Genomic DNA, 23624 nt, shown 5'->3' with positions numbered 1-23624 from the left:
GGCCAGGGCTCGGAGAGGTGTCCGCCCTTCCGCGCGGAGTCCTGCGGCAGTCGACACGGCGAAGCCGGCCGCCCCCTGCGGGGTGGCCGGCTTCGCCGTGGATCGGGCCGCGCGAGTGGCTGGGGTCTTTCGTTCGGATCAGCCCGGCATGATCCCAACGAGAGGCCCTAGTGCCGCGACAGGCAACGTTTGCCCGGTCGCGACGCCCGGCACGCCCTCTCGCCGCACCGGCCGAAAGCCCGAGTACATCCAGTACGAGGACTTCCGGCCGGCACACCGAGAGCACGCACCGGACGCCGCTCCTTGACGGGCAAACGTCGCCCGCCGCGACACTAGATGCCCTGCCAGTCCGGCTTGTTGGCGTACGTGTGGCGGAAGTAGTCGGCGAGCTTCAGCTTGGACGCGGCGGCGTCGTCGACGACGACCGTCGCGTGCGGGTGGAGCTGAAGCGCCGAGGCGGGGCAGACCGCGGCCAGCGGCCCCTCGACGGTCGCCGCGACCGCGTCCGCCTTGCCCTCGCCCGTGGCCAGCAGCACCAGGTGCCGGGCCTCCAGGATCGTCCCGATGCCCTGCGTGATCACGTGGTGCGGCACCTGCTCGACGTCGCCGTCGAAGAAGCGCGCGTTGTCGACGCGGGTCTGCTCGGTCAGGGTCTTGATCCGGGTGCGCGAGGCGAGCGAGGAGCACGGCTCGTTGAACCCGATGTGCCCGTCGGTCCCGATCCCGAGCAGTTGCAGGTCGACGCCGCCGGCCTCGGCCAGCGCCCGGTCGTAGGCCGCGCAGGCCGAGCGGACGTCCTCGGAGGTGCCGTCGGGCCCGAGGAAGGCGTCCATCCCGATGCCGAGGGGCTCCAGCACCTCCCGGCGCAGTACCGAACGGTAGGACTCGGGGTGGTCGGCGGGCAGCCCCACGTACTCGTCGAGCTGGGCGATCCGCGCCCGCGAGAGGTCCGCGGCACCGGAGCGCACCTTGGCCGCCAGTGCCTCGTACACGGGCAGAGGAGTGGAGCCCGTGGCCACGCCGAGCAGGGCGTCGGGCTTGCGCCGGAGCAGCTGCGCCATCGCCTCGGCGATGAGTTCGCCGCCCGCTCGGGCGTCCGGAACGATGACAACTTCCACGCTGGGCCTGCCGATCTGAGGAGGATCTGAAGGGGACGGACCCGGTTACGAGGGTCATGTGGTTTAGACCAATCCGAGCCCAATCTAACAGAGTCGGGCCCCTGTGTGCCGCGCTCGTCCGCCCGCGCGCCCGACCCCTGTTCCCCTCTGTTTCCCCTGTTCGGCCCCACCGTCGAACCGGGCGGGCTACGCTGCGTGCAGCGCGCCGGGAGATCCGGCCGGCCCGTCCCGGCCGATCGTCGGTCGCGGAAGAAAAAACAACAACCTCGTCCCGCGCATGGACAGACCAAGTGGTCTAGTCCAGAATGCTGTGAGACGTCTCGAACAGCGCCCGCGCGCGGCACCGTCCGCGCACGACAGGTGAACGCACGAGCCTCCGTCTTCCCCGCACAGGAAGGCGGACCGAGGACCCGGAGCTCTCTGCCCTGACTGCCCCGGTTCCTCATCCTTCGGCCGACCGGGACCGCACGCCCACGGCCGATACTGCTCCGGGCTGCGGTGCCGGGAGGGCTGAGGGTCCCTCTCAGGCGCCGCGGCCCGCGGGTGTCTTCGGGGCCCGCCGCCTCCGGGTGTTTCGGGACCGTACAAACGCCCGGGTACGCTCGCAGACGTGCCCTCCATGAACGAACTCGTACGCCAGCACACCGCGCTCGACGACTCCGATCTCGAGTGGCTGCACATGCTGGTCTCGGAGTGGCAGCTGCTCTCCGACCTCTCCTTCGCCGACCTGGTCCTGTGGGTCCCCACCCTGGACGGCGCCCGGTACGTCTCGGTCGCCCAGATGCGGCCCAACACCGGCCCCACCTCCTACCAGAACGACATGGTCGGCCACCTCGTCCCGCGCGGCCGCCGCCCGATGCTGGACACCGCGCTCGACGAGGGCCGGATCGTGCGGGAGGGCGACCCCGAGTGGCGCGAGGAGGTGCCCGTCCGCGTCGAGTCCATCCCGGTGCGGCGGGAGGGGCGCGTCCTCGGCGTCATCGCGCGCAACACCAACCTGCTCACCGTGCGTACACCGAGCCGGCTGGAGCTGACCTATCTGCAGAGCGCCTCGGACCTGGCACAGATGATCGCCGCCGGTTCCTTCCCCTTCCCGGACCAGCAGGTCGACATGGACGCCTCGCCGCGCGTGGGCGACGGCCTGATCCGGCTGGACGCGGACGGCATCGTCCAGTACGCCTCGCCCAACGCGCTCTCCGCCTTCCACCGCCTCGGCCTCGCCGCCGACCTCGTCGGCCACCACCTGGGCCAGACCACCGCGGAACTCGCCCCCTCCCGGGCCCCGGTGGACGAGGCGCTGGTGAAGCTGGCGAGCGGCTGGGCGCCCCGGGAGTTCGAGATCGAGGCCAAGGACGGGGTGATCCAGTTCCGGGCCATCCCGCTCAAACCCAAGGGCACACGCATAGGTTCGCTGGTGCTGCTCCGGGACGTGACCGAACTGCGCCGCCGTGAGCGGGAGTTGATCACCAAGGACGCGACGATCCGGGAGATCCACCACCGGGTCAAGAACAACCTCCAGACGGTGGCGGCCCTGCTCAGGCTTCAGGCCCGGCGCATCGAGTCCGAACGCGGCCGGGAGGCGCTCGAGGAGGCGGTCCGCCGGGTCGGGTCGATCGCCATCGTGCACGAGACGCTGTCCCAGAACCTGGACGAGCGGGTGGAGTTCGACGAGATCGCCGACCGGGTGCTGGCGATGGTCGCCGAGATCTCCCCGGGCAAGGTGACCGGCCGGCGCAGCGGCCGCTTCGGGATCCTGGACGCCGAGGTCGCCACCCCGCTGTCGATGGTGCTGACCGAGGTCCTTCAGAACGCCCTGGAACACGGCTTCCGTGAGGGCGAGACGGGGACGGTGGAGGTCTCCGCGGTCCGCGGCGGCACCTCGCGCGAGGCCCGACTGCTCGTCACCGTCCAGGACGACGGCGTGGGCCTGCCCGGCGACTTCGACCCGCACAGCTCGGGCAACCTCGGTCTGCAGATCGTACGGACCCTGGTCGAGGGGGAGTTGGGCGGCACCTTCGACATGGTTCCGGCTCCCGAGCGCGGCACGCGCGTGATCCTCGACATTCCGGTGCAGCCGCACAAGTAGCCCGCGCGGCGACACAAGCGGCCCGCACAGCAAAGAGCCTCGGACCGAAACTCGGTCCGAGGCCAGTCGCTCGTTGCGTCCTGTGTGCGCATCGGGGGTACTGCGCGCTGCGGCTCGGGGGCGGGAGATGCGTACTCGCTGTACGCGCCGCCAAGCTCAGGCTGTCAGCGGGGTGGCTGTGGTCAGGCGGAGGCCTGACGAGCCCGGTTGCGGGCGGCGCGGCGCTTCATCGCGCGGCGCTCGTCCTCGCTGAGACCACCCCAGACGCCGGAGTCCTGACCGGACTCGAGCGCCCACTGCAGGCACTGCTCCATAACCGGGCAGCGACGGCAGACGGCCTTGGCTTCCTCGATCTGCAGCAGCGCAGGACCGGTGTTGCCGATGGGGAAGAACAGCTCGGGGTCTTCCTCGCGGCAAACGGCGTTGTGACGCCAGTCCATGGCTGCTACCTCTCTTGGTGTGACGTGCGGTTGCTTGTGAATGTGAACGCTTTCACGAATCCCTCAACAAGGGAAGGGCCGACTGCCAGGTTCCCTGGTGTGGTCCTGTGATGTGAAGAGGGGTTCCGGTGATCTCTGGGGCCTGTGTGGTGGGCCGTCCCGATCGCCACGTAGAGACTCGCAAACCTCGGCGGCGGATACAACCCCTTCCGGAAAGTTTTTTTTGATTCCTCGGTGTCGACTAGGTCACAGCCGTACTTCCATGGGGTGGATCCTTGCCTAAACGTTCGAGTGAAAGGACTTTGGGCCCTTCTACTCACACAATCACACGCAGTGCACGGCGAACGCCTGTGAACGTCACGCTCTTTCGCAGCCCCAGGTGGTCACCGTCCATCTGGAGGGGGAGCGGGACCTTCGAATGCAAGGTGAAGCGGCTCAGATCGTGCAGGGAGGCGGCGTGCCTGCCCCGGGGTCCGCGCTCGGGGGACGAAGTGAGCAACTGGGTGCCATACCGGGCAACCGCGGCGGTGGACAGGCGGCTGAGACCGAGCACGTCGAGCCCGGTATCGAACGAGGCCTTAGGTGACGTGTACATCGGGCGATTGCCGAGATACGTCCACGGCGAGGTGTTCGAGACTATGGCCACCACCAGCTCGGTGAGCGGGTCCTCCCCGGGCCGCGCCAGGGTGATCGTCCCGCGCCGGCGGCTCTGCTCCCCGAGGAACTGGCGGACCACCTGCCGTACGTACAGGGCGTGCGTGGACTTCTTGCCGCGCTCGCGATGCTGCTCCACCCGGCCGACCACGCCGGCGTCGAAGCCGAGCCCGGCGTTGAAGGTGAACCAGCGCTCCGGCACCGCCGCGTCGTCGGTGCCGGGCGTGCCTGAGGCCAGCCCCAGGCCGACCGTGCGCTCGCTGCCCCGGCGCAGGGCGTCCAGGATCGCGCCGGTGGCCTCCACGGCGTCGTTGGGCAGGCCCAGGGCGCGGGCGAAGACATTGGTGGAACCGCCGGGCACCACCGCGAGGCGCGGCAGGCGCGCGGGATCCGGGCCGCGGTGCAGCAGGCCGTTGACGACCTCGTTGACCGTGCCGTCGCCGCCGAGGGCCACCACCATGTCGATGTCGTCGCTGTCCGCGGCCTGCCGGCCCAGGTCACGGGCGTGGCCGCGGTACTGGGTGGTGACCGCGTCCAGCTTCATCTCGCTGGCGAGCGCGTGGATCAGGACGTCGCGCGTACGTGCGCTTGTGGTGGTAGCCGCCGGATTGACCACGAGAAGTGCACGCATGAGGTGCAGCGTACCTACCGGGTGGTACCCGCCCCACCCCGAGGTAGGGATCGGGTAAGAGAGCGGGCCGTGAGCCTGCACACGGCGGTCCGGGCCGCGCGGGCTACCCTGCTGGGGTGAGCAGTGAGCGTAACCGCACCCCCAGAACCACGGACGGCACGGACGCCCCGGGTCCGCGCCCGCGGCGGCTGACGTACGCGGCGGCGCTGGCCGCGCTGGAAGGGCTCGTGCTGGTGGTCGGCGGGATCTGGATGCTCGTCGCAGCCCTGACCGGCCACGAGGGCGACCGGTGGACCGGCGTCACCGGCGGTGTCACGGTGCTCGTGCTCGCGCTGCTGCCGCTGCTCGCCGCCCGCGGACTGCTGCTGTGCCGCGGCTGGAGCCGGGGACCGGCGGTCATCACCCAGATCATGGCGCTGCCCGTCGCCTACACCCTGCTGCGGTCCGACGGCGCGGCCATCCCGGCCGGCATCGCGCTCGCCGTGGTGGCCGTCACGGCGCTGGTGCTGCTCGTCAACCCGGAGACGACCACGGCCCTCGGCATCAAGGGCCCTGGCCGGGCCGGGGAGACCGGGCAGCGGTAGCCGGCAACGGCCGGCCTCCGCCCCGGCCGGCCCGGTCCCCGCGACCCTGCCCCCCCTTACTCCTGCTTACTCCTGCTTGCTCCTGTTACTCCTCCACCAGCAGCTTCTCCCGCAGCTGGGCCAGTGTGCGGGCCAGCAGCCGGGAGACGTGCATCTGGGAGATGCCGACCTCCTGCGCGATCTGCGACTGGGTCATGTTGCCGAAGAAGCGCAGCAGCAGGATCCGCTTCTCGCGCGGCGGGAGGTCCTCCAGCAGCGGCTTCAGCGACTCCCGGTACTCCACGCCCTCCAGCGCCTCGTCCTCGGCGCCGAGGGTGTCCGCGACCGCCGGGGACTCGTCGTCCGTGTCGGGGACGTCCAGGGACAGTGTGGAGTAGGCGTTGGCCGACTCCAGGCCCTCCAGGACCTCCTCCTCGGAGATGGCGAGCTTCTCGGCGAGCTCGTGCACCGTCGGGGAGCGGCCGTGCAGCTGGGACAGCTCGGCCGTCGCGGTGGTCAGCGCCAGGCGCAGCTCCTGGAGCCGGCGCGGCACGCGCACCGCCCAGCCCTTGTCCCGGAAGTGCCGCTTGATCTCGCCGACGACCGTCGGAGTCGCGTACGTCGAGAACTCCACGCCGCGGTCCGGGTCGAAGCGGTCGACCGACTTGATCAGACCGATGGTGGCGACCTGCGTGAGGTCGTCCAGCGGCTCGCCGCGGTTGCGGAAGCGGCGCGCGAGGTGCTCGACGAGCGGCAGGTGCATGCGGACCAGCTGGTTGCGCAGCTCGGCGTACTGCGGGCTGCCCTCCTGCAGGGAGCGCAGCTCCACGAACATCGCACGCGCGCCACTGCGGTCCTGGGCGTCGTGCCGCGTGTTGTGCACGACCGGTGCGGCCCGCGTCGCGACCTCGGAGTTTCGCTCGTGCTCGCTCATCGTCCCGCCCGTCGCCCTTCCCCGAGCCCTCGCCTCCTTCCCCGGGTTCTCGCCTTCGCTCGAACGGGGGGAGTCCCCGTGAGGGGGAGGACCGCCGTGGCCGGTGACCAGCGGCTCGTCCTCCGGGTGCGGCCTGGCCTGCTCCGGGATGCCGTCGATACCGTCCGCCGCGTGCCGGGCCGCGGCGGGGCCGCCCCGGGCGGCCCCGCCCGCGGCTCCGGCCCCGTCCGCGCGCGCCGGAGTCCCGTCCTCGGCCGGAATCTCCCGTGTGCCGCGCTCTTCGTCCCGCACCGGCCCGTCCCCGTTCCTCACGTCGGCCCGGGTCCCGCGCCGCGTTGTTTGTAGAGGCTGATCGACACGGTCTTGTCGTCGTCCACGGCGGAGGAGACCTTGCCCGCGAGAGCGGACAGGACGGTCCAGGCGAACGTGTCCCGCGAGGGCGCGTGACCGTCCGTGGTCGGGGCCGAGACGGTGACCTCGAGCGAGTCGTCGACCAACCGGAAGACGCAACTGAGCACCGAGCCGGGCACGGCCTGCTGGAGCAGGATCGCGCAGGCCTCGTCCACCGCGATGCGCAGGTCCTCGATCTCGTCGAGGGTGAAGTCCAAACGGGCCGCGAGACCGGCCGTGGCCGTCCGCAGCACCGACAGGTAGGCACCCGCAGCCGGCAGCCGGACCTCCACGAAGTCCTGGTTCGCCGCGGGCTCGCCTGCGATCTGGGACACCCTCACCTCCAAGGTGGTACAAGCTCTCTCAGGGCCGGGGGGCATTCCCCCGGGACAACGCGCTACATGGTTCAGCGGTGACGCTACCGCGCGCCCGGCCTTTCTGTCCCGGGACCCCGACCCCTTGCTGTCACTCATAGTAGAGCTACGGATACGCTCCGTGGCTAGAGGTCTGCGGGCCCAAATGGGAACGGCGGGCGCCGGGTTGACGTACCCAGACGTCAGACGGTCGAACCGTCCCCCATTCCGGTCGTCCTGGTCATACGAGGACGTGGTCCACGAAGCACCACCGCCAGTCCTCGCCGGGTTCGAAGGTCCGCATCACCGGGTGCCCGGTGTCCTTGTGGTGCTTGGTCGCATGCTGTCCCGGCGAGGAGTCGCAGCATCCGACGTGGCCACAGGACAGGCACAGCCGCAGCTGCACCGGATGCGTGCCGTCCGCCAGGCACTCCGGACACGTGTCGCTCCGGGGTTCGGGCTCCGGGTGCGGCAGCGCGCCGGCGTGCGTGCACTGTTTCATGATTGCCAGATTACGACGGGCGTGGGAGTGACCGCGCGGAAAGCGCCGGGCTACGAACGATGGGTGGGCGAGGACCATGGACGTGACGCCGCTGCTGTTCCTGGTGGCGGGTAGTGCCGCGGTCGCCGGGGCCGCCCGGCGCACCCCCGTGCCGGCGCCCCTGCTGCTGGTCGCGGCCGGACTGGCGGTCTCCTACATCCCCGGGGTCCCCGCCTACGCCCTCGACCCCGGCGTGGTCCTGCCCCTGCTGCTGCCGCCGCTGCTGCACACCTCCGCCATCGAGAGCTCCTACCTCGACCTGCGCGCGCAGTTGCGGCCCGTGGCGCTGCTCTCCGTCGGGTACGTGCTGTTCGCGACCTTCGTGGTCGGCTGGGCCGTGTACCTGCTGGTGCCGGGACTGCCGCTGACCGCGGCCCTGGTGCTGGGCGCGGTGGTGGCGCCGCCGGACGCGGTCGCGGCGACGGCGGTGGCCCGCCGGGTCGGGCTGCCCTCGCGGATCACCACGATCCTCCAGGGGGAGTCCCTGCTCAACGACGCCACCGCGATCACCGCCTACCGGGTGGCGCTGGCCGCCGCGGTCGGCGCGGGCGCGACCTGGGCGGGCGGGGTGCTGGAGTTCCTGGTCGCGGCGATCGGCGGCGTCGGGATCGGGCTGGTGCTGATGCTGCCGCTGCACTGGCTGCGCACCCACCTGAAGGAGGCGCTGCCGCAGAACACGCTCTCCCTGCTGATCCCGTTCGTCGCCTACGGCGTCGCCGAGCAGGTGCACGCCTCCGGCGTCCTGGCCGTCGTCACCGTCGCCCTGTACCTCGGCCACCGGGCGTGGGAGGTCGACTTCGCCACCCGGCTCCAGGAGGAGGCGGTGTGGCGGATGGTGGCGTTCGTTCTGGAGTCGTCGGTGTTCGCCCTCATCGGGCTTCAGCTGCCGGTCGTCCTCAGGGGCCTCGGGGCGTACTCCGGCGCCGAGGCCGCCTGGTACGCGGTCGCCGTCTTCCTGGTGGTCGTCGCCGCGCGGTTCGTGTGGGTGTACCCGGCGACGTTCCTGCCGCGACTGCTGTCCCGGCGGGTCCGGGAGCGCGAGGAGAACCCCACCTGGAGGGGGGCGATGGTCACCGCGTGGGCCGGGATGCGGGGCGTGGTGTCCCTGGCCATCGCCTTCTCGATCCCGGTCACGCTGCACGACGGCACGCCCTTCCCGAAGCGCAACCTGCTGCTCTTCCTGACCTTCACGACCGTCATCGGGACCCTGGTGGTGCAGGGCCTGACGCTGCCGCCACTGATCCGCGTGCTGAGGTTCCCCAGCCGCGACGCGCAGGCGGAGACCCTGGCCGAGGCGAACGCGCAGGCCCAGGCGTCCCTGGCCGCCGAACGGCGCCTGGCGGAACTGCTCACCGACGAGCGCAACGCCCTGCCCCCGCCGCTCGCCGACCGGCTCCGCACGGTCCTGGAACGCCGCCGCAACTCCGTCTGGGAGCGGCTCGGCCAGGCCAACCCGGTCACCGGCGAGTCGGTCGACGACACCTACCGCCGGCTGGCCCGGGACGTGATCGGCGCCGAGCGCGAGGTGTTCGTCCGCCTGCGGGACGGCCGCTACATCGACGACGAGATGCTGCGCACGCTGCTGCGCAGGCTGGACCTGGAGGAGGCGGCGGCCTACCGGGAGGCGGCGTGATGGCCGGGTGGATCACGCCGGCGCCGGGAAGGGGCTGCCCGTGACGACCGCGGCGATCGTCGTCCCGCGCGGGAAGGCGCCCTCACCGGCGAGGGCGACCAGGCCGTACAGCAGCTTGGCGACGTACAGGCGCTCGACGGGGACGCCGTGCCGGGCGGTGAAGTCCTCGGCGAAGGTCTCGAGTTCGGCGGGGACACGGGCGTAGCCGCCGAAGTGGAAGCGCTCGTCGAGCGACCATGTGCCGCGCCGGGCGCCGAAGGCCCGCTCCTGAAGGGCCTCGATGTCCGCCGCCAGGAAGCCGCCCCTGAGCACCGGTATGCCCAGGGCGCGCCGGCCCGGTGCGAGCCCCCCGGCCAGGCCGGCCAGGGTGCCGCCGGTGCCGCAGGCCAGGGCGACGACGTCCGCCTGCTCGCCCAGCTCCTCGCCCAGGGCCCGGCAGCCGCGTACCGCCAGGGCGTTGCTGCCGCCCTCGGGGACCACATGGGCCTCCTCGGCGCCCGCGGCGCGCACCAGGGCCGCCAGCGTCCCGGGCTCGGCCTTGCGGCGGTACGTCGACCGGTCGACGAAGTGCAGCCGCATCCCGTCGGCCGCGCAGCGCGCCAGGGAGGGGTTCAGGGGGCGCTCGGCGAGCTCCTGGCCGCGGACCACGCCGACCGTCGGCAGGCCCAGCAGACGGCCGGCGGCGGCCGTGGCGCGCAGGTGGTTGGAGTAGGCGCCGCCGAAGGTGACGACCGTCCGGCCGGCCGCGGCCCGCAGGTTCGGGGCGAGTTTGCGCCACTTGTTGCCGGTCAGCTCCGGGTGGATCAGGTCGTCGCGCTTGAGCAGCAGCCGCAGGCCGCGACGGCCGAAGCGGTCGTCGGCGACCTCCTGGAGGGGCGAGGGCAGCCGGGGGGAGAGCGCGGCGGGGTCGGGGGCGGCGGAGCGGGTCACCCGGCCATTGTCCCCGCCCGGCCCGGGCGGCGGCACGGCCGCCGAGGCACCGCGAATCCGCTGGTCACAGAAACGGAATCCGCGATTTCTGCCCGTGGTCACAGTGATCCATTCCCGCTCTTTCGGGTAATAGCACGACAACGCCCCGTGCTGGAAGGCTGACGCACGCAAATCGATGCACGGCGCCGAGGGCGCCGGGCATGAGCGGGAGGGCAATTCTCTATGTCGGTAGGCGAAGAGGTCCGCGCAGAGCAGGACCGGCCGCAGCAGAGCCTCGGCACCGCGGCCGCGCGGAACCTGGCCACCACCACCAAGTCCGTTCCCCAGATGCAGGAGATCAGCTCGCGCTGGCTGCTGCGCATGCTGCCCTGGGTCGACGTGCAGGGCGGCACGTACCGGGTGAACCGGCGGCTCACCTACGCCGTCGGCGACGGCCGCATCACCTTCGTGAAGACCGGCGACCGCGTCGAGGTCATCCCGGCCGAACTCGGCGAACTGCCGGCGCTGCGGGACTACGAGGACGACGAGGTGCTCTCGGAACTCGCCCAGCGCTGCCGCCGGCGCGAGATCGAGGCGGGCCAGGTGATCGCCTCCTTCGGCAACCAGGCCGAGGAGGTGTACCTGCTGGCGCACGGCAGGGTCCAGAAGGTCGGCACCGGCCCCTACGGCGACGACCAGGTCCTCGGAGTCCTCGCCAACGGCGCGTACTTCGGCGACCAGGCGCTCCTCGACCCGGACGCCATCTGGGAGTACACGGCCCGCGCGGACACCGCGTGCACCGTCCTCGTCCTCTCCCGCCGCGACGTGGAACAGGTCGCCGAGCGCGCCGAATCGCTGCGCGACCACCTTCGGCGGCAGGTCTCGACTCCCGAGCAGAACGCCAACAGGTTCGGGGAGAAGGCGGTCGAACTCGCCGCAGGACACAGCGGTGAGCCGGACATCCCGCACACCTTCGTGGACTACGAGGCCAGCCCCCGCGAGTACGAACTGAGCATCGCGCAGACCGTCCTGCGCATGCACACGCGCGTGGCCGACCTCTACAACCAGCCGATGAACCAGACGGAGCAGCAACTCCGGCTGACCGTCGAGGCGTTGAAGGAGCGCCAGGAGCACGAACTGATCAACAACCGCGACTTCGGCCTGCTCCACAACTGCGAGTACGACCAGCGGATCCACCCGCACGACGGCGTGCCCGGCCCCGACGACATGGACGAGCTGCTCAGCCGGCGGCGCGGCACCAAGCTGTTCCTCGCCCATCCGCGCGCGATCGCCGCGTTCGGCCGCGAGCTGAACAAGCGGGGCCTGGTCCCGGAGACCATCGACATGGGCGGCAACCGCATCCCCACCTGGCGCGGTGTGCCGATCTTCCCGTGCAACAAGATCCCGGTCACCGAGGCGCGGACCAGCTCGATCATCGCCCTGCGGACCGGCGAGGACGACCAGGGCGTCATCGGGCTGCGCGCGAAGGGCATCCCCGACGAGATCGAGCCGAGCCTGTCCGTGCGGTTCATGGGCATCAACGAGCAGGCCGTCGTCAAGTACCTGGTGACGGCGTACTTCTCGGCGGCGGTGCTGGTGCCGGACGCGCTCGGCGTCCTGGAGAACATCGAGGTCGGCCGTTGGCGCTGACCACGCGGGCCGGCTCCCGGTGTCCCGGCTCGCCGGGCCGGGTAGGTCCGGAGGGTATGCGCCCAGTTCCGGCTGCGGAAGTGCCACCGTCCGCGGTCTCTTCGCCAGGGATCGGATGTGGATCGATTGGTTGAGTTCATGACGGAGACGACGCGGCGCCCGACCGGCGTGCCCCGCCCCGTGGGGGCGGCGCGGCCGGCGGGACCCGGCTCCGCCGACCCTCCTCCCACGCGCGCCGGCGGTGGCTCGGGCGGACCGGCCGCGCCCGACGGGCACGACGCGGCGGTGATCCTCGAACGCTCACGGGCGTCGGTCGATCCCGAACTGCGGGCGGCCGTCGCCTCCCTGCCCGCCTCGATGCGCCGGATCGCGCGCTACCACTTCGGCTGGGAGCACGCGGACGGCACCCCGGCCGCGGGCAACGGGGGCAAGGCCATCCGCCCGGCGCTGGTCCTCACGGCGGCCACCGCGCTCGGCGGGCCGCCCGCGCGGGCGGCGGCGGCGCGGGCCGCGGCGGCGGTGGAGCTGGTCCACAACTTCACGTTGCTGCACGACGACGTGATGGACCGGGACGCCACCCGACGGCACCGGCCCACGGCGTGGACGGTGTTCGGCGAGAACGACGCCATCCTGGCCGGGGACGCGCTCCAGGCGCTGGCCCTGGGGCTGCTCGCGCAGAACCCGTGTGCGGCGTCATCGGCCGCCGCCGCCCGGCTCGCGGGCTGCGTCGTCGAACTCTGCGAGGGCCAGCGGGCGGACACCGCCCTGGAACGGCGTGCCCCCGGCGAGGTCACGCTCGCCGAGGTGCTCACCATGGCCGAGGCCAAGACGGGCGCGCTACTCGGCTGCGCCTGTGCCGTCGGGGCCCTGTACGCGGGGGCGGCCGAGAGGGAGGTCGAGGCGCTGGACGCGTTCGGCCGGCAGGCGGGGCTCGCCTTCCAGCTGATCGACGACGTCATCGGCATATGGGGCGACCCGGCCCGCACCGGGAAACCGGTCGGCGCCGACCTCGCGGCCCGCAAGAAGTCCCTGCCGGTGGTCGCCGCGCTGACCTCCGGCACCCCGGCCGCCGCCGAACTGGCCGAGCTGTACGCCCGGCCCCATCGGGACGGGGAGGAGGAGCAGATGGCGCTGGTGGTGGAGCGGGCCGGCGGCCGGGACTGGGCGCAGGCCCAGGCAGCCGACCGGATGGCCCGGGCCGTGGACGACCTGGCCCGTGCCGTGCCGGATCCGGCGAACGCGGGCGGACTGCTGGCCCTCGCCGAGTTCGTGACTCGACGCACCGTCTGACCCGCCCGGGGGGAGGGGGGAGGGGGAGGACCCGGAGCCGCCGGACCCGTACGGATCCTGACCCGTACGGCCACCGGCGGCTCCGGTGCGGCGGGCCCCGGACCGCCCCGCGGTGTGCGCGGCCGACCCTGATCGCCTAGTCTCAACTCCCGTACTCTGAAGGGCACTTGGGCTGAGAGGGCGGAAGATGGGCGTGGGGATCCGGGCGGCGGGGGAAGACGACCGGGAACTGGTCGTGCGGCTGCTGGACGAGGCCTTCCAGGACGACCCGGTGAGCGGCTGGGTCTTCCCGGAGCGGGAGTACCGCCGGACGACCCACCACCGGCTGATGGCCGCCTTCACCGACATCGTGCTCGCCGAGGGCCGGATCGACCTGACCGAGGACGGCACGGCGTGCGCGCTGTGGCTGTCGATGCCGGCGGCCGACGGGGACGGCCCGGACGGCGGGGGCGACCCGGGAGCCCCGGACGAGGCGGACGAGGCGGACGACGCCGTGCGGCTGCGCGAGAGCGTCGACCCGGCCAACGCGCGGGTCGAGGAGATCGCCCGGCTGATGGCCGAGTCGCACCCTTCCGACCGCGCCCACGAGTACCTGTGGATGATCGGCGTCGCGCCGGTTCGCCAGGGGGAGGGCCTGGGCAGCACCCTCATCCAGCACGTCCTCGACCGCTGCGACCGCGAGGGCCTGCCCGCCTATCTGGAGGCCAGCAGCGAGCGCAGCACGAACCTCTACGCACGTCTGGGCTTCACGTTCGCCGACCGCACCCTCGACATCCCGGACGGCCCCCGCATGTGGCCGATGTGGCGCGAACCGGTCACCGGCGCGGGCCGGTCCTGACCGGCCGACCCGCGAACCGGGGACGGCTTGGTACGGCTCAGGACGGCTCACCCTCCGACCGCTCCAGGAAGCGCAGCATGTTCCCGGCCGGGTCGCGGAAGGCGCAGTCGCGCACCCCGTAGGGCTGGTCCATCGGCTCCTGGACGACGTCGGCGCCGAACTCCTGGACACGGGCGAAGAGCGCGTCGCAGTCGGCGGTGGTGAAGATGACCCCGCGCAGCATGCCCTTGGCCAGCAGACGGGCCATGGCCTCCCGGTCGGCGGGGGAGGCGTCCGGATTCGCCGCGGGCGGCTCCAGGACGATCTCCACGTCCGGCTGCAGCGGCGACCCCACGGTCACCCACCGCATCCCCTCGAACCCGACGTCGTTGCGGACTTCCAGCCCCAGCACGTCGCGGTAGAAGGTGAGCGCCTTGTCGTGGTCGTCGACGGCGATGAAACACTGGCGCAGTTTGAGATCCATGCCCTCACGCTAGTGCTGCGACCGGAAAGGTTCACCGGCTCGCGGCGCCCGGCACGGCACCTCGCCGCGTTGTCGCATCACCCGAGTACCTCCAGTACGCGGGCGATGCTCCGCCTTGCGATGCACCGCACCGGACGCCGCGAGCTTCCCGGCAAACCCTTCCGGTCACAGCACTAGGGCGCTGGACGCGGTCCCGCTCGACTGGGCCGGGTGAAGGTCCGGGCCACACAGGCCGGGATCACGGCGCTGTCGTCGTGCGACCGCGCCCGGTAGGCGCTCGGGGTCTCGCCGACGAGTTGGGTGAACCGCGAACTGAAGGATCCCAGCGACGTACAGCCCACCGCCAGGCACACCTCCGTGACGCTCATGTCCCCCCGCCTGAGCAGCGCCTTCGCCCGCTCGATGCGCCGCGTCATCAGGTACCCGTACGGCGTCTCCCCGTACTCGGCCCGGAAGCTGCGCTGGAAGTGCCCCGGCGACATCAGCGCGGTCCGCGCGAGCGCGGCCACGTCCAGCGGCTCGGCGTACTCACGGTCCATACGGTCACGGGCCCGCCGCAACCGCACCAGGTCTTCGGGCATCACCCCGCCAGCATGCCACGCGCCGGCACGGCGAAGGGGCCCGGTCGCACAACCGACCGGACCCCTTCACAGTCCACGGCGACCCGCAGTGGTGCACCGACCGCCGATCACCGCACGAACTGCGGCTCAGGCCTCTTGGCTAACGGAGTCCTACCAGGGCTGTGACCAGGAAGGTTCGCCGGATTGGTGGTCCCAGCCGGACCGGTCGGATCGTTGCCGCAACGGTCTGGGCCTGAGCTCAGGGACGGACACCATCGAGGGTGAGGTGGAGCAGGCGGCGGGCGGCGGGCGGGTCGTCCGCGGTGACCAAGGAAACAGCCTTGGCCAGGGTGAGCAGGTCGTCCGGGGAGACCTCAGGTCGGACGGCGGCCACGGCGAGGGCGCGATCCAGCAGGACCGCCGTCGCCTCACGCACGACGGCGTGGCACGTGTCCTCGTTCTGCCGCGAGTTGTCCGCCCCAGCGTCCAACGCAGCGACTAGGCCACGCGTGTTCGCGGCGCAGATCGTTAGTTCTTCCAGCCACGTGACAAGTCCCGTTCGGGGGTCAGCGCCGCCCAGCTCGCTCGCCCGCTCGCGGAGGCGCTCGACAGTGTCGTGGAAGACCTCCTCAAGCAGAGCCCGCCGGGAGGAAAAGTGCCGGTGCAAGGTGGCAGAGCCCACGCCGGCCTCGCGTGCGACCTCCTCGAGCGAGACCTGAGCTCCGTCGCGGGCGACAAGGACCGAGGCCACTGTGACGAGCCGTTCGTGGTTGCGCTGCCAGTCCGACCGCGGTGGCCTGACCTTGGGGTTCGCCATCAGTTCGACCTCGCCTAGACAACCGGAGGGACACCCCATATCGTAACCGAGGTCAAACGGGGTGCCACCCCACTTCTTGTTCGGCTTGTTCAGGGAGGATTGCGATGTCAGTGTCACCATCGTTCGTGCTGGTCACCGGATCGACCGGCCATCAGGGAGGCGCTGTGGTCCGTGCGCTGCTCGCCTCCGGCGTTCCGGTGCACGCCCTGGTGCGGGATCCCGATTCCGAGTCCGCCGCCGCCCTCGGTGATCTCGGCGCAGTTGTCGTGCGCGGCGACCTGGAGGATGCGACGTCGCTGAAAACGGCCCTCGACGGCGCCAGCGCCGTATTCTCGGTTCAGCCCAACGTCAACGATCTTGTAGGCGACTCCGAAATTCGCTACGGTCGCAATCTCGTCGGGGCCGCCCGCGCAGCGGGTGTTGAGCATTTCGTGCACAGCTCGGTCTCCGGCGCGGGCACAGTCGACGTCGAGCAATTCGACGAGGCGCGCTGGGGTGCGCACACGCGGCACTACTATCGCCGTAAGGCTGCCGTCGAAGACCTGGTGCGTACCGCGGGCTTCCCACAGTGGACGATCCTGCGGCCGGCCACGTTCATGGAGAACTTCGTCCGGCCCTCGTTCTACTTCGCCGACATGACCTCGGACCGGCTTCTCGTCGCCGTCGACCTCGACGTCCACCTTCCCTTCGTCGCGGTGGACGACATCGCAACGGCCGCCGCTACGGCGTTCGTGGAGCCTCAGCGGTTCCACGGACTGGAACTCGAACTGGCCGGTGACATCCTGAGCTTCCGTGATATAGCACGGTTCCGCTCGCAGGCCCTCGGGACGAACATCGAGCTTCCCGTCAGCCCTGAACCTGTTCGTGCGGAGGATCCCATGGCGGCGTTCTTCCAGGGACAGCGGTTCATGAGTGCGCACCCTGCGCCCGCGCGTCCCGAATTCGCCGCGAGCCTTGGGATACGGATGACGAGCTTCCGCGTGTGGGCCAAGGCCACCCTGCGCGGTTAGCCTCGATTCTTCAGCGGTTGTGAGTGTGTGGCCGTGCTGCCGGTTCGCCTGTTTGTTCCGCGTGATAGCGGGTGGGGCCTTCGCGTGTCGCACCCACGCGTCGAGATCTGCAGCGAGGTGCCCTGACTTCTGCAGCGGATACGACCTCCTGCCGGGGCACTAGACACTCGCATTCTCCACCGCTGTGCCGAGGACGACGACCAGTCGGTCGGTGACCTGTTCGCCGCCCATGTCGATCTCGCCCGCGGTCATCTGCTCCTGCGCGACCCCGAATTGTCCGCCGCACGCGATGCCGCCGTCACCGACCGGGGCTGCTTCGTCGGCGTCCCGGTCCCGGTCGCTGTCGCCACTCGACTGCCGCTGGCCACAGAGGGTGTCGACGGTGCCCTGGCGATGCACATGCTGTATCACGTCCCGGACATCCCCCAGGCGGTCAGGGAGCTGTCCCGAGTGGTCGCCGGTGGCGGGTTGGTGATCGCCTCCACCAACAGTGACCGGGACAAGGCCGAACTCGACGAGTTGTGGCGGAGGGCTGCCGGGACGTGCTCGGAACCGGACGAGGTCCGGCCCGGATCTCACTGAGCGCACGCTTCTCCCTGGAGAAGGCCCCGGCCTTTCTGGGGGAGGAGTTCGATCGGGTGGAGACGATCGCACTGCCCGGCACCATCACGGTTTACGATCCTGAGCCGGTCATCGCGCACATGGCCTCCTGCCGGGCATGGGCGGAACAGCACGACGTACCCTTCGGGGCCACGATCGAGCGGGCTCGCTCCATCCTTGTCGACCACATCGCCCGACACGGGTCCTTCAAGATCAGGTGCCTGGGCGGGATCCTCGTCTGTCGCCGCTGAAAATGGGCCGCACCCGGACCTCATGGACGCCTGTGTGGCGTTTCTGCGGGCTGGGTCCGGGCCTGGGGGCCCGGGCGGTCAGGGAGACGGCCGGGATCGGTCTCGCGATCCTGGACGCGCTGACCGAGGACGCAGGACGGGAGGCGCGGCCTCGTTGGGAACACCGAGGGCATCCAACGAGGGTCGGTCCTGTTCTCTGGGTCAGGCCGGTCAGCCCCAACCGTCCAGGGAGACCTGAGGCCCGCCGTTGAGGTGGTGCCCGCCTTCGAGGTAGTGATTGAGGGCGCTGGCGGTGGTCTCCACGAAGTCCTCGGGAATGGCCTCGGCGTCGACCCAGCGGACCTGAGCGTGCTTGCGCGGTTCGCGGTTCGCGGGCTTCCCCGCCCACTCGTGGGCGACGAAGACGACCGTGAGAAAGCCGTTGGGGGCCTCCACGCCCCGGGCGCCATGGATGATGTGGGCGACCTTGAGGGATTCGGACTTCACCGTGAGCCCCGTCTCCTCGTGGAGCTCGCGGACCGCGGTTTCGGTGATGGGTTCGCCCGGCTCGCTCTTACCGACGGGGAGGTCCCACATGCCTTGGGCGAACTTGGCGTTCTCGCCGCGTTGGAGGAGGACGACACGGTGGGTGGCCTTGTCGTGGACGATGACGGCGGCGACCAGCAGGGTCATGGATCCCACGGCCGGCTCGAGGGCCTTCGGCTGATCGTCGGTTGTCGGCTGAACCACGGTCATCCCTTCGTCGGGCGGGTTGTTGGGCATGTTAGGCGAGGGTCCCGCTGGCGCGGCGGGCGAGATCGTAGGTGCCGGGGCACCTTGCACCGCTGGTGCCTGACCCCCGTACCGGGCTCCTGGCCGAACACCTGGCCGAGACCCGGGTGTGGGCGATCCGGCGTGACTGGCGTGACCGTCGTGGCGGCATGTCGATACGGACGTCTGTGCGAAGATCGCGGCGTGGACGATCTACGCTTCCGTCTTGCTCGCGACGCCGATCTTGCCGCTGTGGTGCGTCTGCGCGACGGCGCTGCCCGCTGGATGCTGGCCCAGGGCGTCACTGGTCAGTGGCGGCCCGGTGAGCTGGGCGGGGATCACTTCCGCCGGGTCATGCACAGCGGGGAACTGTGGCTCGCGGAGGTTGCCGGTCGTGTGGTCGGAGCCTGGGAGCTGTGGTGGGAGGACGAGGACGCCTGGGGGCCGCAGCCGCCGACGGCCGGCTACGTGCACCGGCTGATGGTCGACCACGGCAGCGTCCCGCCCGGGACGGGGCGGGAGCTTCTGCGAGTCGCCGAGCGCCGTGTGGCCGAGGCGGGCAGAACGTTGGTACTTCTGGACTGCCTGGCCGGCAACGCACGCCTGAACGCGTACTACCTCAACGCCGGCTATCAGGTTGTCGGACGCAAGGAAGGCAAGCCGCAACCAGGCGGCAGGCCAAAGTCGTTCACGCTGCTCGAAAAGTCCGCACGGGACGCAGGGGAGTAGAAAACGCCTGCTCCGGCGTGCTGGGACGGGAGCGGCAGGACACCACGGGTTGTGGGGGCCGGGCGAAGAGGACCGCACCCGGTCCGTCCTGGACGCCGTGCTCGGCGGCCTGCGGACCGGGTGCGGGCCGAAAGACCAGGCGGTCAAGGAAACCGCAGGTCAACGGGCATGATTCAAGATCAGGCCTTCTTCGTCTCCCAGAAGATCTTGTCGATCTGGGCGATGTAGTCCAGGGCCTTCTGACCCGTGGCCGGGTCGGTGGAGGCCTTGGCGGCGGAGAGGGCCTTCAGCGTGTCGTTGACCAGCTGGTGCAGCTCCGGGTACTTCTCGAAGTGCGGGGGCTTGAAGTAGTCGCTCCACAGCACGGAGACGTGGTGCTTCGCCAGCTCGGCGCGCTGCTCCTTGATGACGGTGGCGCGCGCCTGGAAGTGCGGGTCGTCGTTCGCGGCCATCTTCTCCTGGACGGCCTTCACCGACTCCGCCTCGATGCGGGCCTGGGCCGGGTCGTACACACCGCAGGGAAGGTCGCAGTGTGCGCTGACCTTGACCTTGGGGGCAAACAGGCGGGAGAGCATGGAGCCATCCTTCCTCGTGATCGTCTTCTCAGGTGGGACATTACTCCCTGACAGGCGTGTTTTCGCGGGTGCCCCCTAGGGCTTAGGACAAAAGTCCGGGGTGAGACTGAGACTGGTGGAGGAACGTGACCGGGGAGGTGCCGGGGATGCCGGAGCTGTCGCAGGAGACCGAGCGCAAAGGCGCCCTACTGCCCTTCGGGCTGGCCGAGGTGACCGGGCCGTCCATGGTGCCCACGCTGTACCACGGCGACCGGCTCGTGGTGCAGTACGGCGCCCGGATCCGGCCCGGTGACGTGGTGGTCCTGCGGCATCCGTTCCAGCAGGACCTGCTGGTCGTCAAGCGGGCTTCGGAGCGGCGCGACAGCGGCTGGTGGGTGCTGGGCGACAACGCCTACGCGGGCGGGGACAGCACCGACTACGGGACCGTGCCCGAGGACCTGGTCCTGGGCAAGGTGCGGTTCCGCTACCGGCCGCGCCGGCGTGTTCAGCGCTCGCCGCTGGCGCTGGTGCGCTGGGCGCTGTCGGCGGCCCGGCCCGTGTTCGCCGACCGGTCGGCCTCCAGACGCTTGCGGGCCCGGTAGGCGGCGACGTTCGCGCGGGTCGCGCAGCGGTCGGAGCAGTAGCGGCGCGAGCGGTTCGTGGAGGTGTCCAGGTAGGCGTTGCGACACGGCGCGGCCTCGCACAGGCCGAGGCGGTCGACGCCGTACTCGGTGAGGTGGAACGCCAGTCCCATCGCCGCGATCGCCGCGTAGCCGGCGGTCGCGTTGGATGGGTGGTCCGCCAGGTGCATGTGCCACAGCGGGCGGCCGTCCTCGTCGCGGTGGTCGTGCCCCGAGATCTGCGGGCTCACCGGGAACTCCAGCAGCAGGGAGTTCAGCAGGGCCACCGCGAGCGTCTCGTCGCCCTGGTCGGCGGCCTCGAAGACCGAGCGCAGCCGGGCCCGTACCGAGCGGAAGCGCGTGACATCGGCGTCCGTGGCGCGGCGGGCCGCGGAAGCGTTGGCGCCGAACAGGTCCCGGACCGCGTCGACCGAGGTCAGCGCGTCCTTGCCCCGGGCCGGCTCCTCGCTGTTGACGAGTCGTACGGCGTAATCCGAGTAATAGGCCAGTTCCACTTGTAGTCCTTACGCAGGCGCTCTATGGTCGAGGGAGCGGCCGGGTAATAGCCGGCTGGCCTTCAAGGGTATTACGTGACAGGGGCAGGAAGGGCTGCGATGACGGACACGAGGACGGGCATCACCGCGGAGGGGGCCGACTGGGCCGCCTGGCAGGAGAGCTGGGACCGCCAGCAGGAGTGGTACATGCCCGACCGCGAGGAACGCTTCCGCATCATGCTCGACATGGTCGAGGCGCTGGTCGGCACCGCCCCGCGCGTCCTGGACCTCGCCTGCGGCACCGGCACCATCACCGCCCGGCTGCTCGCCCGCTTCCCCGGGGCCACCAGCACCGGCGTCGACCTCGACCCGGCGCTTCTCGCCATCGCGCGCGGCACCTTCGACGGCGACGAGCGGGTCTCCTTCGTGACCGCGGACCTCAAGGACCCCGACTGGCCGGCGAAGCTGCCGTACGACTCGTACGACGCCGTCCTGACCGCCACGGCCCTGCACTGGCTGCACACCGAACCTCTCGCCGCCCTCTACGGCCAGGTCGCGGAACTCGTCCGCGACGGCGGCGTCTTCATGAACGCGGACCACATGATCGACGAGACCACCCCCAGGATCAACGCGGCCGAGCGCGCCCAGCGGCACGAGCGCATGGAACAGGCCAAGCGGGCCGGCGCCCTGGACTGGGCGGAGTGGTGGCAGCTGGCCGCCAAGGACCCGGTGCTGGCCGGACCGACGGCCCGCCGCTTCGAGATCTACGGCGAGCACGCGGACGGCGACATGCCGTCCGCCGCGTGGCACGCGCGCGTCCTGCGCGACCAGGGCTTCGCGGAGGCCCGCCCGGTGTGGTGCTCGCCGTCCGACACGCTGCTGCTCGCCCTCAAGTAGGGCTCCCGCGCGCTACGTGCGAGAGGGGCGGTACGGGATACCCGTACCGCCCCTCTCGTCCCGTCCGCGTCCTGCTGCGGGCCTTGGGCCTATAGCACCTTCGACAGGAAGGACTGGGTGCGCTCGTGCTGCGGGTCGGTCAGGACCTCGCGCGGATGGCCGGACTCCACCACCACGCCCTCGTCCATGAAGACCAGGCTGTCGCCGACCTCCCGGGCGAAGCCCATCTCATGGGTGACGACGACCATCGTCATACCGGACTCGGCGAGGTCGCGCATGACGTCGAGGACGTCACCGACCAGCTCCGGGTCGAGCGCCGAGGTCGGCTCGTCGAACAGCATGAGCTTGGGGTCCATGGCCAGGGCGCGGGCGATCGCCACCCGCTGCTGCTGGCCGCCGGAGAGCTGCGCGGGGTAGTGCCCCGCCCGGTCGGCCAGGCCCACGCGCTCCAGCAGCTGCATCGCCCGTTCTCTGGCCGCGCCCTTGTTCACGCCCTTGACCTGGACCGGCGCCTCGATGACGTTCTCCAGCGCGGTCATGTGCGGGAACAGGTTGAAGCGCTGGAAGACCATGCCGATGTCCTGGCGCTTCATGGCGACCTCGCGGTCGCGCAGCTCGTACAGCTTGTCGCCGTGCTGGCGGTAGCCGACGAGTTCGCCGTCGACGTACAGCCGGCCCGCGTTGATCTTCTCCAGATGGTTGATGCAGCGCAGGAACGTCGACTTGCCGGAGCCGGAGGGGCCGATGAGGCAGAACACCTCGCCGGGCCTGACCTCCAGGTCGATGCCCTTGAGCACCTCCACCTGGCCGAAGGACTTGTGGACGCCCTCGGCCTTCACCATCGCGACGCCGGTGTCGCGCGCGGTGACGCCCTGTTCGGTGAGCTTGTCGGTCATGCCGTGACCTTCCTGCTGGAGAAGGACGTCAGATGCGCCCTGACCTTCTGCCACGGCGTCGGCGGCAGGCTGCGGCTGGAGCCACGGGCGTAGTACCGCTCGATGTAGTACTGGCCCACGCTCAGCACCGAGGTCATGATCAGGTACCAGGTGGCGGCGAGGAAGTACATCTCCACCGGGGCACCGGAGACCTGGCCGATGTCCTGGGCGTAGCGGAACAGCTCCGAGAACTGGACGACCGACACCAGCGAGGTCGTCTTCAGCATGTTGATGACCTCGTTGCCGGTCGGCGGCACGATCACCCGCATCGCCTGCGGAACGACGATCCGGAACAGGGTCTTGCCGTTGCTCATGCCCAGCGCGTGGGCGGCCTCGGTCTGGCCCTCGTCGACCGAGATCAGGCCGGCGCGGCAGATCTCCGCCATGTACGCCGCCTCGTTCAGACCCAGGCCGAGCAACGCCGTCAGCAGCGGCGTCATGAAGTTCGACCAGTAGTCCTTGTAGAACGGCATCAGGTTGACGTACTGGAAGACCAGGCCCAGGTTGAACCACACGAACAGCTGGACCAGGACCGGGGTGCCGCGGAAGAACCAGATGTAGAACCAGGCGATGCTCGAGGTCACCGGGTTCTTCGACAGGCGCATCACCGCGAGGACGATGCCGCCGACGATGCCGATCAGCATCGACAGGACCGTCAGCATCAGGGTCTTGCCGACGCCGGTCATGATCCGGTGGTCGAAGAAGTAGGACGGAATCGCGTGCCAGTTGATCCTGCCCTGGCTGAACGCGTGGATGATCGCGACCAGGATCGCGATCGCGACGACGGCGGTGACGTACCGCCCGTAGTGCCGGACCGGAATGGCCTTGATGGCCTGCGGTCCGGCCGGGGGCGTGTCCTTGGGGCCCGCCGTCCTGTCGATGTCAGCAGTCACGGGTGTCGCCTCTCAGGGGGA

Annotated in this window: 28 protein-coding genes; 12 read left to right on the top strand and 16 right to left on the bottom strand. The window is 70.8% G+C overall.

Annotated features, from left to right (window positions below):
* Nucleotides 1-332 precede the first annotated feature (332 nt).
* Nucleotides 333-1118, bottom strand: a complete 786-nt coding sequence (gene nagB / locus ACTYVM_RS14700) for a glucosamine-6-phosphate deaminase (protein ID WP_445526379.1) — start codon at nt 1116-1118, stop codon at nt 333-335.
* Nucleotides 1119-1737: 619 nt separating this feature from the next.
* Between nagB and ACTYVM_RS14695 the strand changes: the two genes are divergently transcribed.
* Nucleotides 1738-3204 carry a sensor histidine kinase gene (locus ACTYVM_RS14695; protein WP_445526439.1) on the top strand — a complete coding sequence of 489 codons (1467 nt, stop codon included), beginning with the start codon at nt 1738-1740 and terminating at the stop codon, nt 3202-3204.
* Between the two features lie 182 nt (nt 3205-3386).
* On the opposite strand, the gene ACTYVM_RS14690 is transcribed toward ACTYVM_RS14695, so the two are convergent.
* Both ACTYVM_RS14690 and ACTYVM_RS14685 read right to left on the bottom strand, forming a co-directional pair.
* On the bottom strand, nt 3387-3644 hold the full coding sequence (locus ACTYVM_RS14690; protein ID WP_016639615.1) for a WhiB family transcriptional regulator: 258 nt from the start codon (nt 3642-3644) through the stop codon (nt 3387-3389).
* 316 nt (nt 3645-3960) lie between these two features.
* Complete coding sequence (locus ACTYVM_RS14685) at nt 3961-4929, bottom strand: diacylglycerol/lipid kinase family protein (RefSeq protein ID WP_445526378.1); 969 nt, start codon at nt 4927-4929, stop codon at nt 3961-3963.
* Nucleotides 4930-5045: 116 nt separating this feature from the next.
* Here ACTYVM_RS14685 and ACTYVM_RS14680 point away from each other — a divergent pair, with 116 nt between their 5' ends.
* Nucleotides 5046-5513 carry a hypothetical protein gene (locus ACTYVM_RS14680; protein ID WP_445526377.1) on the top strand — a complete coding sequence of 156 codons (468 nt, stop codon included), beginning with the start codon at nt 5046-5048 and terminating at the stop codon, nt 5511-5513.
* A gap of 85 nt (nt 5514-5598) precedes the next feature.
* Here ACTYVM_RS14680 and ACTYVM_RS14675 read toward each other — a convergent pair whose 3' ends face one another.
* The 3 genes from ACTYVM_RS14675 to ACTYVM_RS14665 all read right to left on the bottom strand — a co-directional run bounded on the left by ACTYVM_RS14675 (nt 5599) and on the right by ACTYVM_RS14665 (nt 7671).
* A complete protein-coding gene (locus tag ACTYVM_RS14675) occupies nt 5599-6738 on the bottom strand; it encodes an RNA polymerase sigma factor SigF (RefSeq protein WP_445526376.1) in 1140 nt (379 codons plus the stop codon).
* Nucleotides 6735-7151, bottom strand: coding sequence for an ATP-binding protein (locus tag ACTYVM_RS14670; protein ID WP_400029052.1), 417 nt, complete (start codon nt 7149-7151; stop codon nt 6735-6737). The genes ACTYVM_RS14675 and ACTYVM_RS14670 overlap by 4 nt, the downstream gene beginning before the upstream one ends.
* 259 nt (nt 7152-7410) lie before the next feature.
* A complete protein-coding gene (locus ACTYVM_RS14665) occupies nt 7411-7671 on the bottom strand; it encodes a UBP-type zinc finger domain-containing protein (RefSeq protein ID WP_445526375.1) in 261 nt (86 codons plus the stop codon).
* Nucleotides 7672-7747: 76 nt separating this feature from the next.
* On the opposite strand from ACTYVM_RS14665, the gene ACTYVM_RS14660 reads away from it, so the two are divergent.
* Nucleotides 7748-9343 carry a Na+/H+ antiporter gene (locus tag ACTYVM_RS14660; protein ID WP_445526374.1) on the top strand — a complete coding sequence of 532 codons (1596 nt, stop codon included), beginning with the start codon at nt 7748-7750 and terminating at the stop codon, nt 9341-9343.
* Nucleotides 9344-9355: 12 nt separating this feature from the next.
* Here the strand turns inward: ACTYVM_RS14660 and ACTYVM_RS14655 are convergent, their stop codons facing one another.
* Nucleotides 9356-10273, bottom strand: coding sequence for a 1-aminocyclopropane-1-carboxylate deaminase/D-cysteine desulfhydrase (locus ACTYVM_RS14655; protein WP_445526373.1), 918 nt, complete (start codon nt 10271-10273; stop codon nt 9356-9358).
* A gap of 222 nt (nt 10274-10495) precedes the next feature.
* Here ACTYVM_RS14655 and ACTYVM_RS14650 point away from each other — a divergent pair, with 222 nt between their 5' ends.
* From ACTYVM_RS14650 to ACTYVM_RS14640, 3 genes are all read left to right on the top strand, one after another.
* A complete protein-coding gene (locus tag ACTYVM_RS14650) occupies nt 10496-11902 on the top strand; it encodes a family 2B encapsulin nanocompartment shell protein (RefSeq protein WP_445526372.1) in 1407 nt (468 codons plus the stop codon).
* 138 nt (nt 11903-12040) lie between these two features.
* Nucleotides 12041-13192, top strand: a complete 1152-nt coding sequence (locus ACTYVM_RS14645) for a family 2 encapsulin nanocompartment cargo protein polyprenyl transferase (RefSeq protein ID WP_445526371.1) — start codon at nt 12041-12043, stop codon at nt 13190-13192.
* 187 nt (nt 13193-13379) lie between these two features.
* Nucleotides 13380-14030: a GNAT family N-acetyltransferase gene (locus ACTYVM_RS14640; RefSeq protein WP_445526370.1), complete on the top strand. Its 651-nt coding sequence runs from the start codon at nt 13380-13382 to the stop codon at nt 14028-14030.
* A gap of 37 nt (nt 14031-14067) precedes the next feature.
* Here the strand turns inward: ACTYVM_RS14640 and ACTYVM_RS14635 are convergent, their stop codons facing one another.
* From ACTYVM_RS14635 to ACTYVM_RS14625, 3 genes are all read right to left on the bottom strand, one after another.
* Nucleotides 14068-14493, bottom strand: coding sequence for a VOC family protein (locus tag ACTYVM_RS14635; RefSeq protein ID WP_445526369.1), 426 nt, complete (start codon nt 14491-14493; stop codon nt 14068-14070).
* 173 nt (nt 14494-14666) lie between these two features.
* Complete coding sequence (locus ACTYVM_RS14630) at nt 14667-15074, bottom strand: helix-turn-helix transcriptional regulator (RefSeq protein WP_445526438.1); 408 nt, start codon at nt 15072-15074, stop codon at nt 14667-14669.
* Between the two features lie 238 nt (nt 15075-15312).
* Nucleotides 15313-15990 carry a TetR/AcrR family transcriptional regulator gene (locus ACTYVM_RS14625; protein WP_445526368.1) on the bottom strand — a complete coding sequence of 226 codons (678 nt, stop codon included), beginning with the start codon at nt 15988-15990 and terminating at the stop codon, nt 15313-15315.
* On the opposite strand from ACTYVM_RS14625, the gene ACTYVM_RS14620 reads away from it, so the two are divergent.
* Nucleotides 15981-16880, top strand: a complete 900-nt coding sequence (locus ACTYVM_RS14620; protein WP_445526367.1) for an NmrA/HSCARG family protein — start codon at nt 15981-15983, stop codon at nt 16878-16880. The two genes, ACTYVM_RS14625 and ACTYVM_RS14620, sit on opposite strands and share 10 nt — an antisense overlap.
* Before the next feature lie 159 nt (nt 16881-17039).
* Here ACTYVM_RS14620 and ACTYVM_RS14615 read toward each other — a convergent pair whose 3' ends face one another.
* Nucleotides 17040-17291 (bottom strand): hypothetical protein, encoded by a 252-nt coding sequence (locus tag ACTYVM_RS14615; protein ID WP_445526440.1) that lies wholly within the window; start codon nt 17289-17291, stop codon nt 17040-17042.
* On the opposite strand from ACTYVM_RS14615, the gene ACTYVM_RS14610 reads away from it, so the two are divergent.
* Both ACTYVM_RS14610 and ACTYVM_RS14605 read left to right on the top strand, forming a co-directional pair.
* Nucleotides 17235-17462, top strand: a complete 228-nt coding sequence (locus tag ACTYVM_RS14610) for a class I SAM-dependent methyltransferase (RefSeq protein WP_445526437.1) — start codon at nt 17235-17237, stop codon at nt 17460-17462. The two genes, ACTYVM_RS14615 and ACTYVM_RS14610, sit on opposite strands and share 57 nt — an antisense overlap.
* 56 nt (nt 17463-17518) lie before the next feature.
* Nucleotides 17519-17731 carry a hypothetical protein gene (locus tag ACTYVM_RS14605; protein ID WP_445526366.1) on the top strand — a complete coding sequence of 71 codons (213 nt, stop codon included), beginning with the start codon at nt 17519-17521 and terminating at the stop codon, nt 17729-17731.
* Nucleotides 17732-17941: 210 nt separating this feature from the next.
* Here ACTYVM_RS14605 and ACTYVM_RS14600 read toward each other — a convergent pair whose 3' ends face one another.
* Entirely contained in the window at nt 17942-18493 is a 552-nt protein-coding gene (locus ACTYVM_RS14600) for an NUDIX domain-containing protein (RefSeq protein WP_445526365.1), read from the bottom strand.
* A gap of 192 nt (nt 18494-18685) precedes the next feature.
* Between ACTYVM_RS14600 and ACTYVM_RS14595 the strand changes: the two genes are divergently transcribed.
* Complete coding sequence (locus ACTYVM_RS14595; protein ID WP_445526364.1) at nt 18686-19210, top strand: GNAT family N-acetyltransferase; 525 nt, start codon at nt 18686-18688, stop codon at nt 19208-19210.
* A 179-nt stretch (nt 19211-19389) separates the two neighbouring features.
* On the opposite strand, the gene sodN is transcribed toward ACTYVM_RS14595, so the two are convergent.
* The gene (gene sodN / locus ACTYVM_RS14590; RefSeq protein WP_020136639.1) at nt 19390-19785 is read right to left on the bottom strand and encodes a superoxide dismutase, Ni; all 396 of its coding nucleotides are present in this window, start codon (nt 19783-19785) and stop codon (nt 19390-19392) included.
* A 146-nt stretch (nt 19786-19931) separates the two neighbouring features.
* Here sodN and sodX point away from each other — a divergent pair, with 146 nt between their 5' ends.
* The gene (sodX, locus tag ACTYVM_RS14585) at nt 19932-20366 is read left to right on the top strand and encodes a nickel-type superoxide dismutase maturation protease (protein ID WP_445526363.1); all 435 of its coding nucleotides are present in this window, start codon (nt 19932-19934) and stop codon (nt 20364-20366) included.
* Here sodX and ACTYVM_RS14580 read toward each other — a convergent pair.
* Nucleotides 20270-20899, bottom strand: coding sequence for a CGNR zinc finger domain-containing protein (locus tag ACTYVM_RS14580; protein ID WP_400029060.1), 630 nt, complete (start codon nt 20897-20899; stop codon nt 20270-20272). The genes sodX and ACTYVM_RS14580 overlap by 97 nt on opposite strands.
* Nucleotides 20900-20998: 99 nt before the next feature.
* On the opposite strand from ACTYVM_RS14580, the gene ACTYVM_RS14575 reads away from it, so the two are divergent.
* Complete coding sequence (locus ACTYVM_RS14575; RefSeq protein WP_445526362.1) at nt 20999-21775, top strand: class I SAM-dependent methyltransferase; 777 nt, start codon at nt 20999-21001, stop codon at nt 21773-21775.
* Between the two features lie 89 nt (nt 21776-21864).
* Here the strand turns inward: ACTYVM_RS14575 and ACTYVM_RS14570 are convergent, their stop codons facing one another.
* Nucleotides 21865-22617, bottom strand: coding sequence for an amino acid ABC transporter ATP-binding protein (locus ACTYVM_RS14570; protein WP_445526436.1), 753 nt, complete (start codon nt 22615-22617; stop codon nt 21865-21867).
* A 50-nt stretch (nt 22618-22667) separates the two neighbouring features.
* Nucleotides 22668-23603 (bottom strand): amino acid ABC transporter permease, encoded by a 936-nt coding sequence (locus ACTYVM_RS14565; protein WP_445526361.1) that lies wholly within the window; start codon nt 23601-23603, stop codon nt 22668-22670.
* Nucleotides 23604-23624: the final 21 nt, after the last annotated feature.

The organism is Streptomyces cyslabdanicus (assembly GCF_052663305.1).
Note: the sequence above shows the minus strand (reverse complement) of the source record. Positions and strands in the feature narration are given on the sequence as shown.

Bases quoted from the DNA above. Each gene is read 5' to 3' on its own strand.
- ACTYVM_RS14695 (WP_445526439.1), top strand. From the start codon at position 1,738: ATGAACGAACTCGTACGCCAGCACACCGCGCTCGACGACTCCGATCTC.
- ACTYVM_RS14690 (WP_016639615.1), bottom strand. From the start codon at position 3,644: ATGGACTGGCGTCACAACGCCGTTTGCCGCGAGGAAGACCCCGAGCTG.
- ACTYVM_RS14685 (WP_445526378.1), bottom strand. From the start codon at position 4,929: ATGCGTGCACTTCTCGTGGTCAATCCGGCGGCTACCACCACAAGCGCA.
- ACTYVM_RS14665 (WP_445526375.1), bottom strand. From the start codon at position 7,671: ATGAAACAGTGCACGCACGCCGGCGCGCTGCCGCACCCGGAGCCCGAA.
- ACTYVM_RS14660 (WP_445526374.1), top strand. From the start codon at position 7,748: ATGGACGTGACGCCGCTGCTGTTCCTGGTGGCGGGTAGTGCCGCGGTC.
- ACTYVM_RS14650 (WP_445526372.1), top strand. From the start codon at position 10,496: ATGTCGGTAGGCGAAGAGGTCCGCGCAGAGCAGGACCGGCCGCAGCAG.
- ACTYVM_RS14645 (WP_445526371.1), top strand. From the start codon at position 12,041: ATGACGGAGACGACGCGGCGCCCGACCGGCGTGCCCCGCCCCGTGGGG.
- ACTYVM_RS14640 (WP_445526370.1), top strand. From the start codon at position 13,380: ATGGGCGTGGGGATCCGGGCGGCGGGGGAAGACGACCGGGAACTGGTC.
- ACTYVM_RS14635 (WP_445526369.1), bottom strand. From the start codon at position 14,493: ATGGATCTCAAACTGCGCCAGTGTTTCATCGCCGTCGACGACCACGAC.
- ACTYVM_RS14630 (WP_445526438.1), bottom strand. From the start codon at position 15,074: ATGCCCGAAGACCTGGTGCGGTTGCGGCGGGCCCGTGACCGTATGGAC.
- ACTYVM_RS14625 (WP_445526368.1), bottom strand. From the start codon at position 15,990: ATGGTGACACTGACATCGCAATCCTCCCTGAACAAGCCGAACAAGAAG.
- ACTYVM_RS14600 (WP_445526365.1), bottom strand. From the start codon at position 18,493: ATGCCCAACAACCCGCCCGACGAAGGGATGACCGTGGTTCAGCCGACA.
- sodN (WP_020136639.1), bottom strand. From the start codon at position 19,785: ATGCTCTCCCGCCTGTTTGCCCCCAAGGTCAAGGTCAGCGCACACTGC.
- sodX (WP_445526363.1), top strand. From the start codon at position 19,932: ATGCCGGAGCTGTCGCAGGAGACCGAGCGCAAAGGCGCCCTACTGCCC.
- ACTYVM_RS14575 (WP_445526362.1), top strand. From the start codon at position 20,999: ATGACGGACACGAGGACGGGCATCACCGCGGAGGGGGCCGACTGGGCC.
- ACTYVM_RS14570 (WP_445526436.1), bottom strand. From the start codon at position 22,617: ATGGTGAAGGCCGAGGGCGTCCACAAGTCCTTCGGCCAGGTGGAGGTG.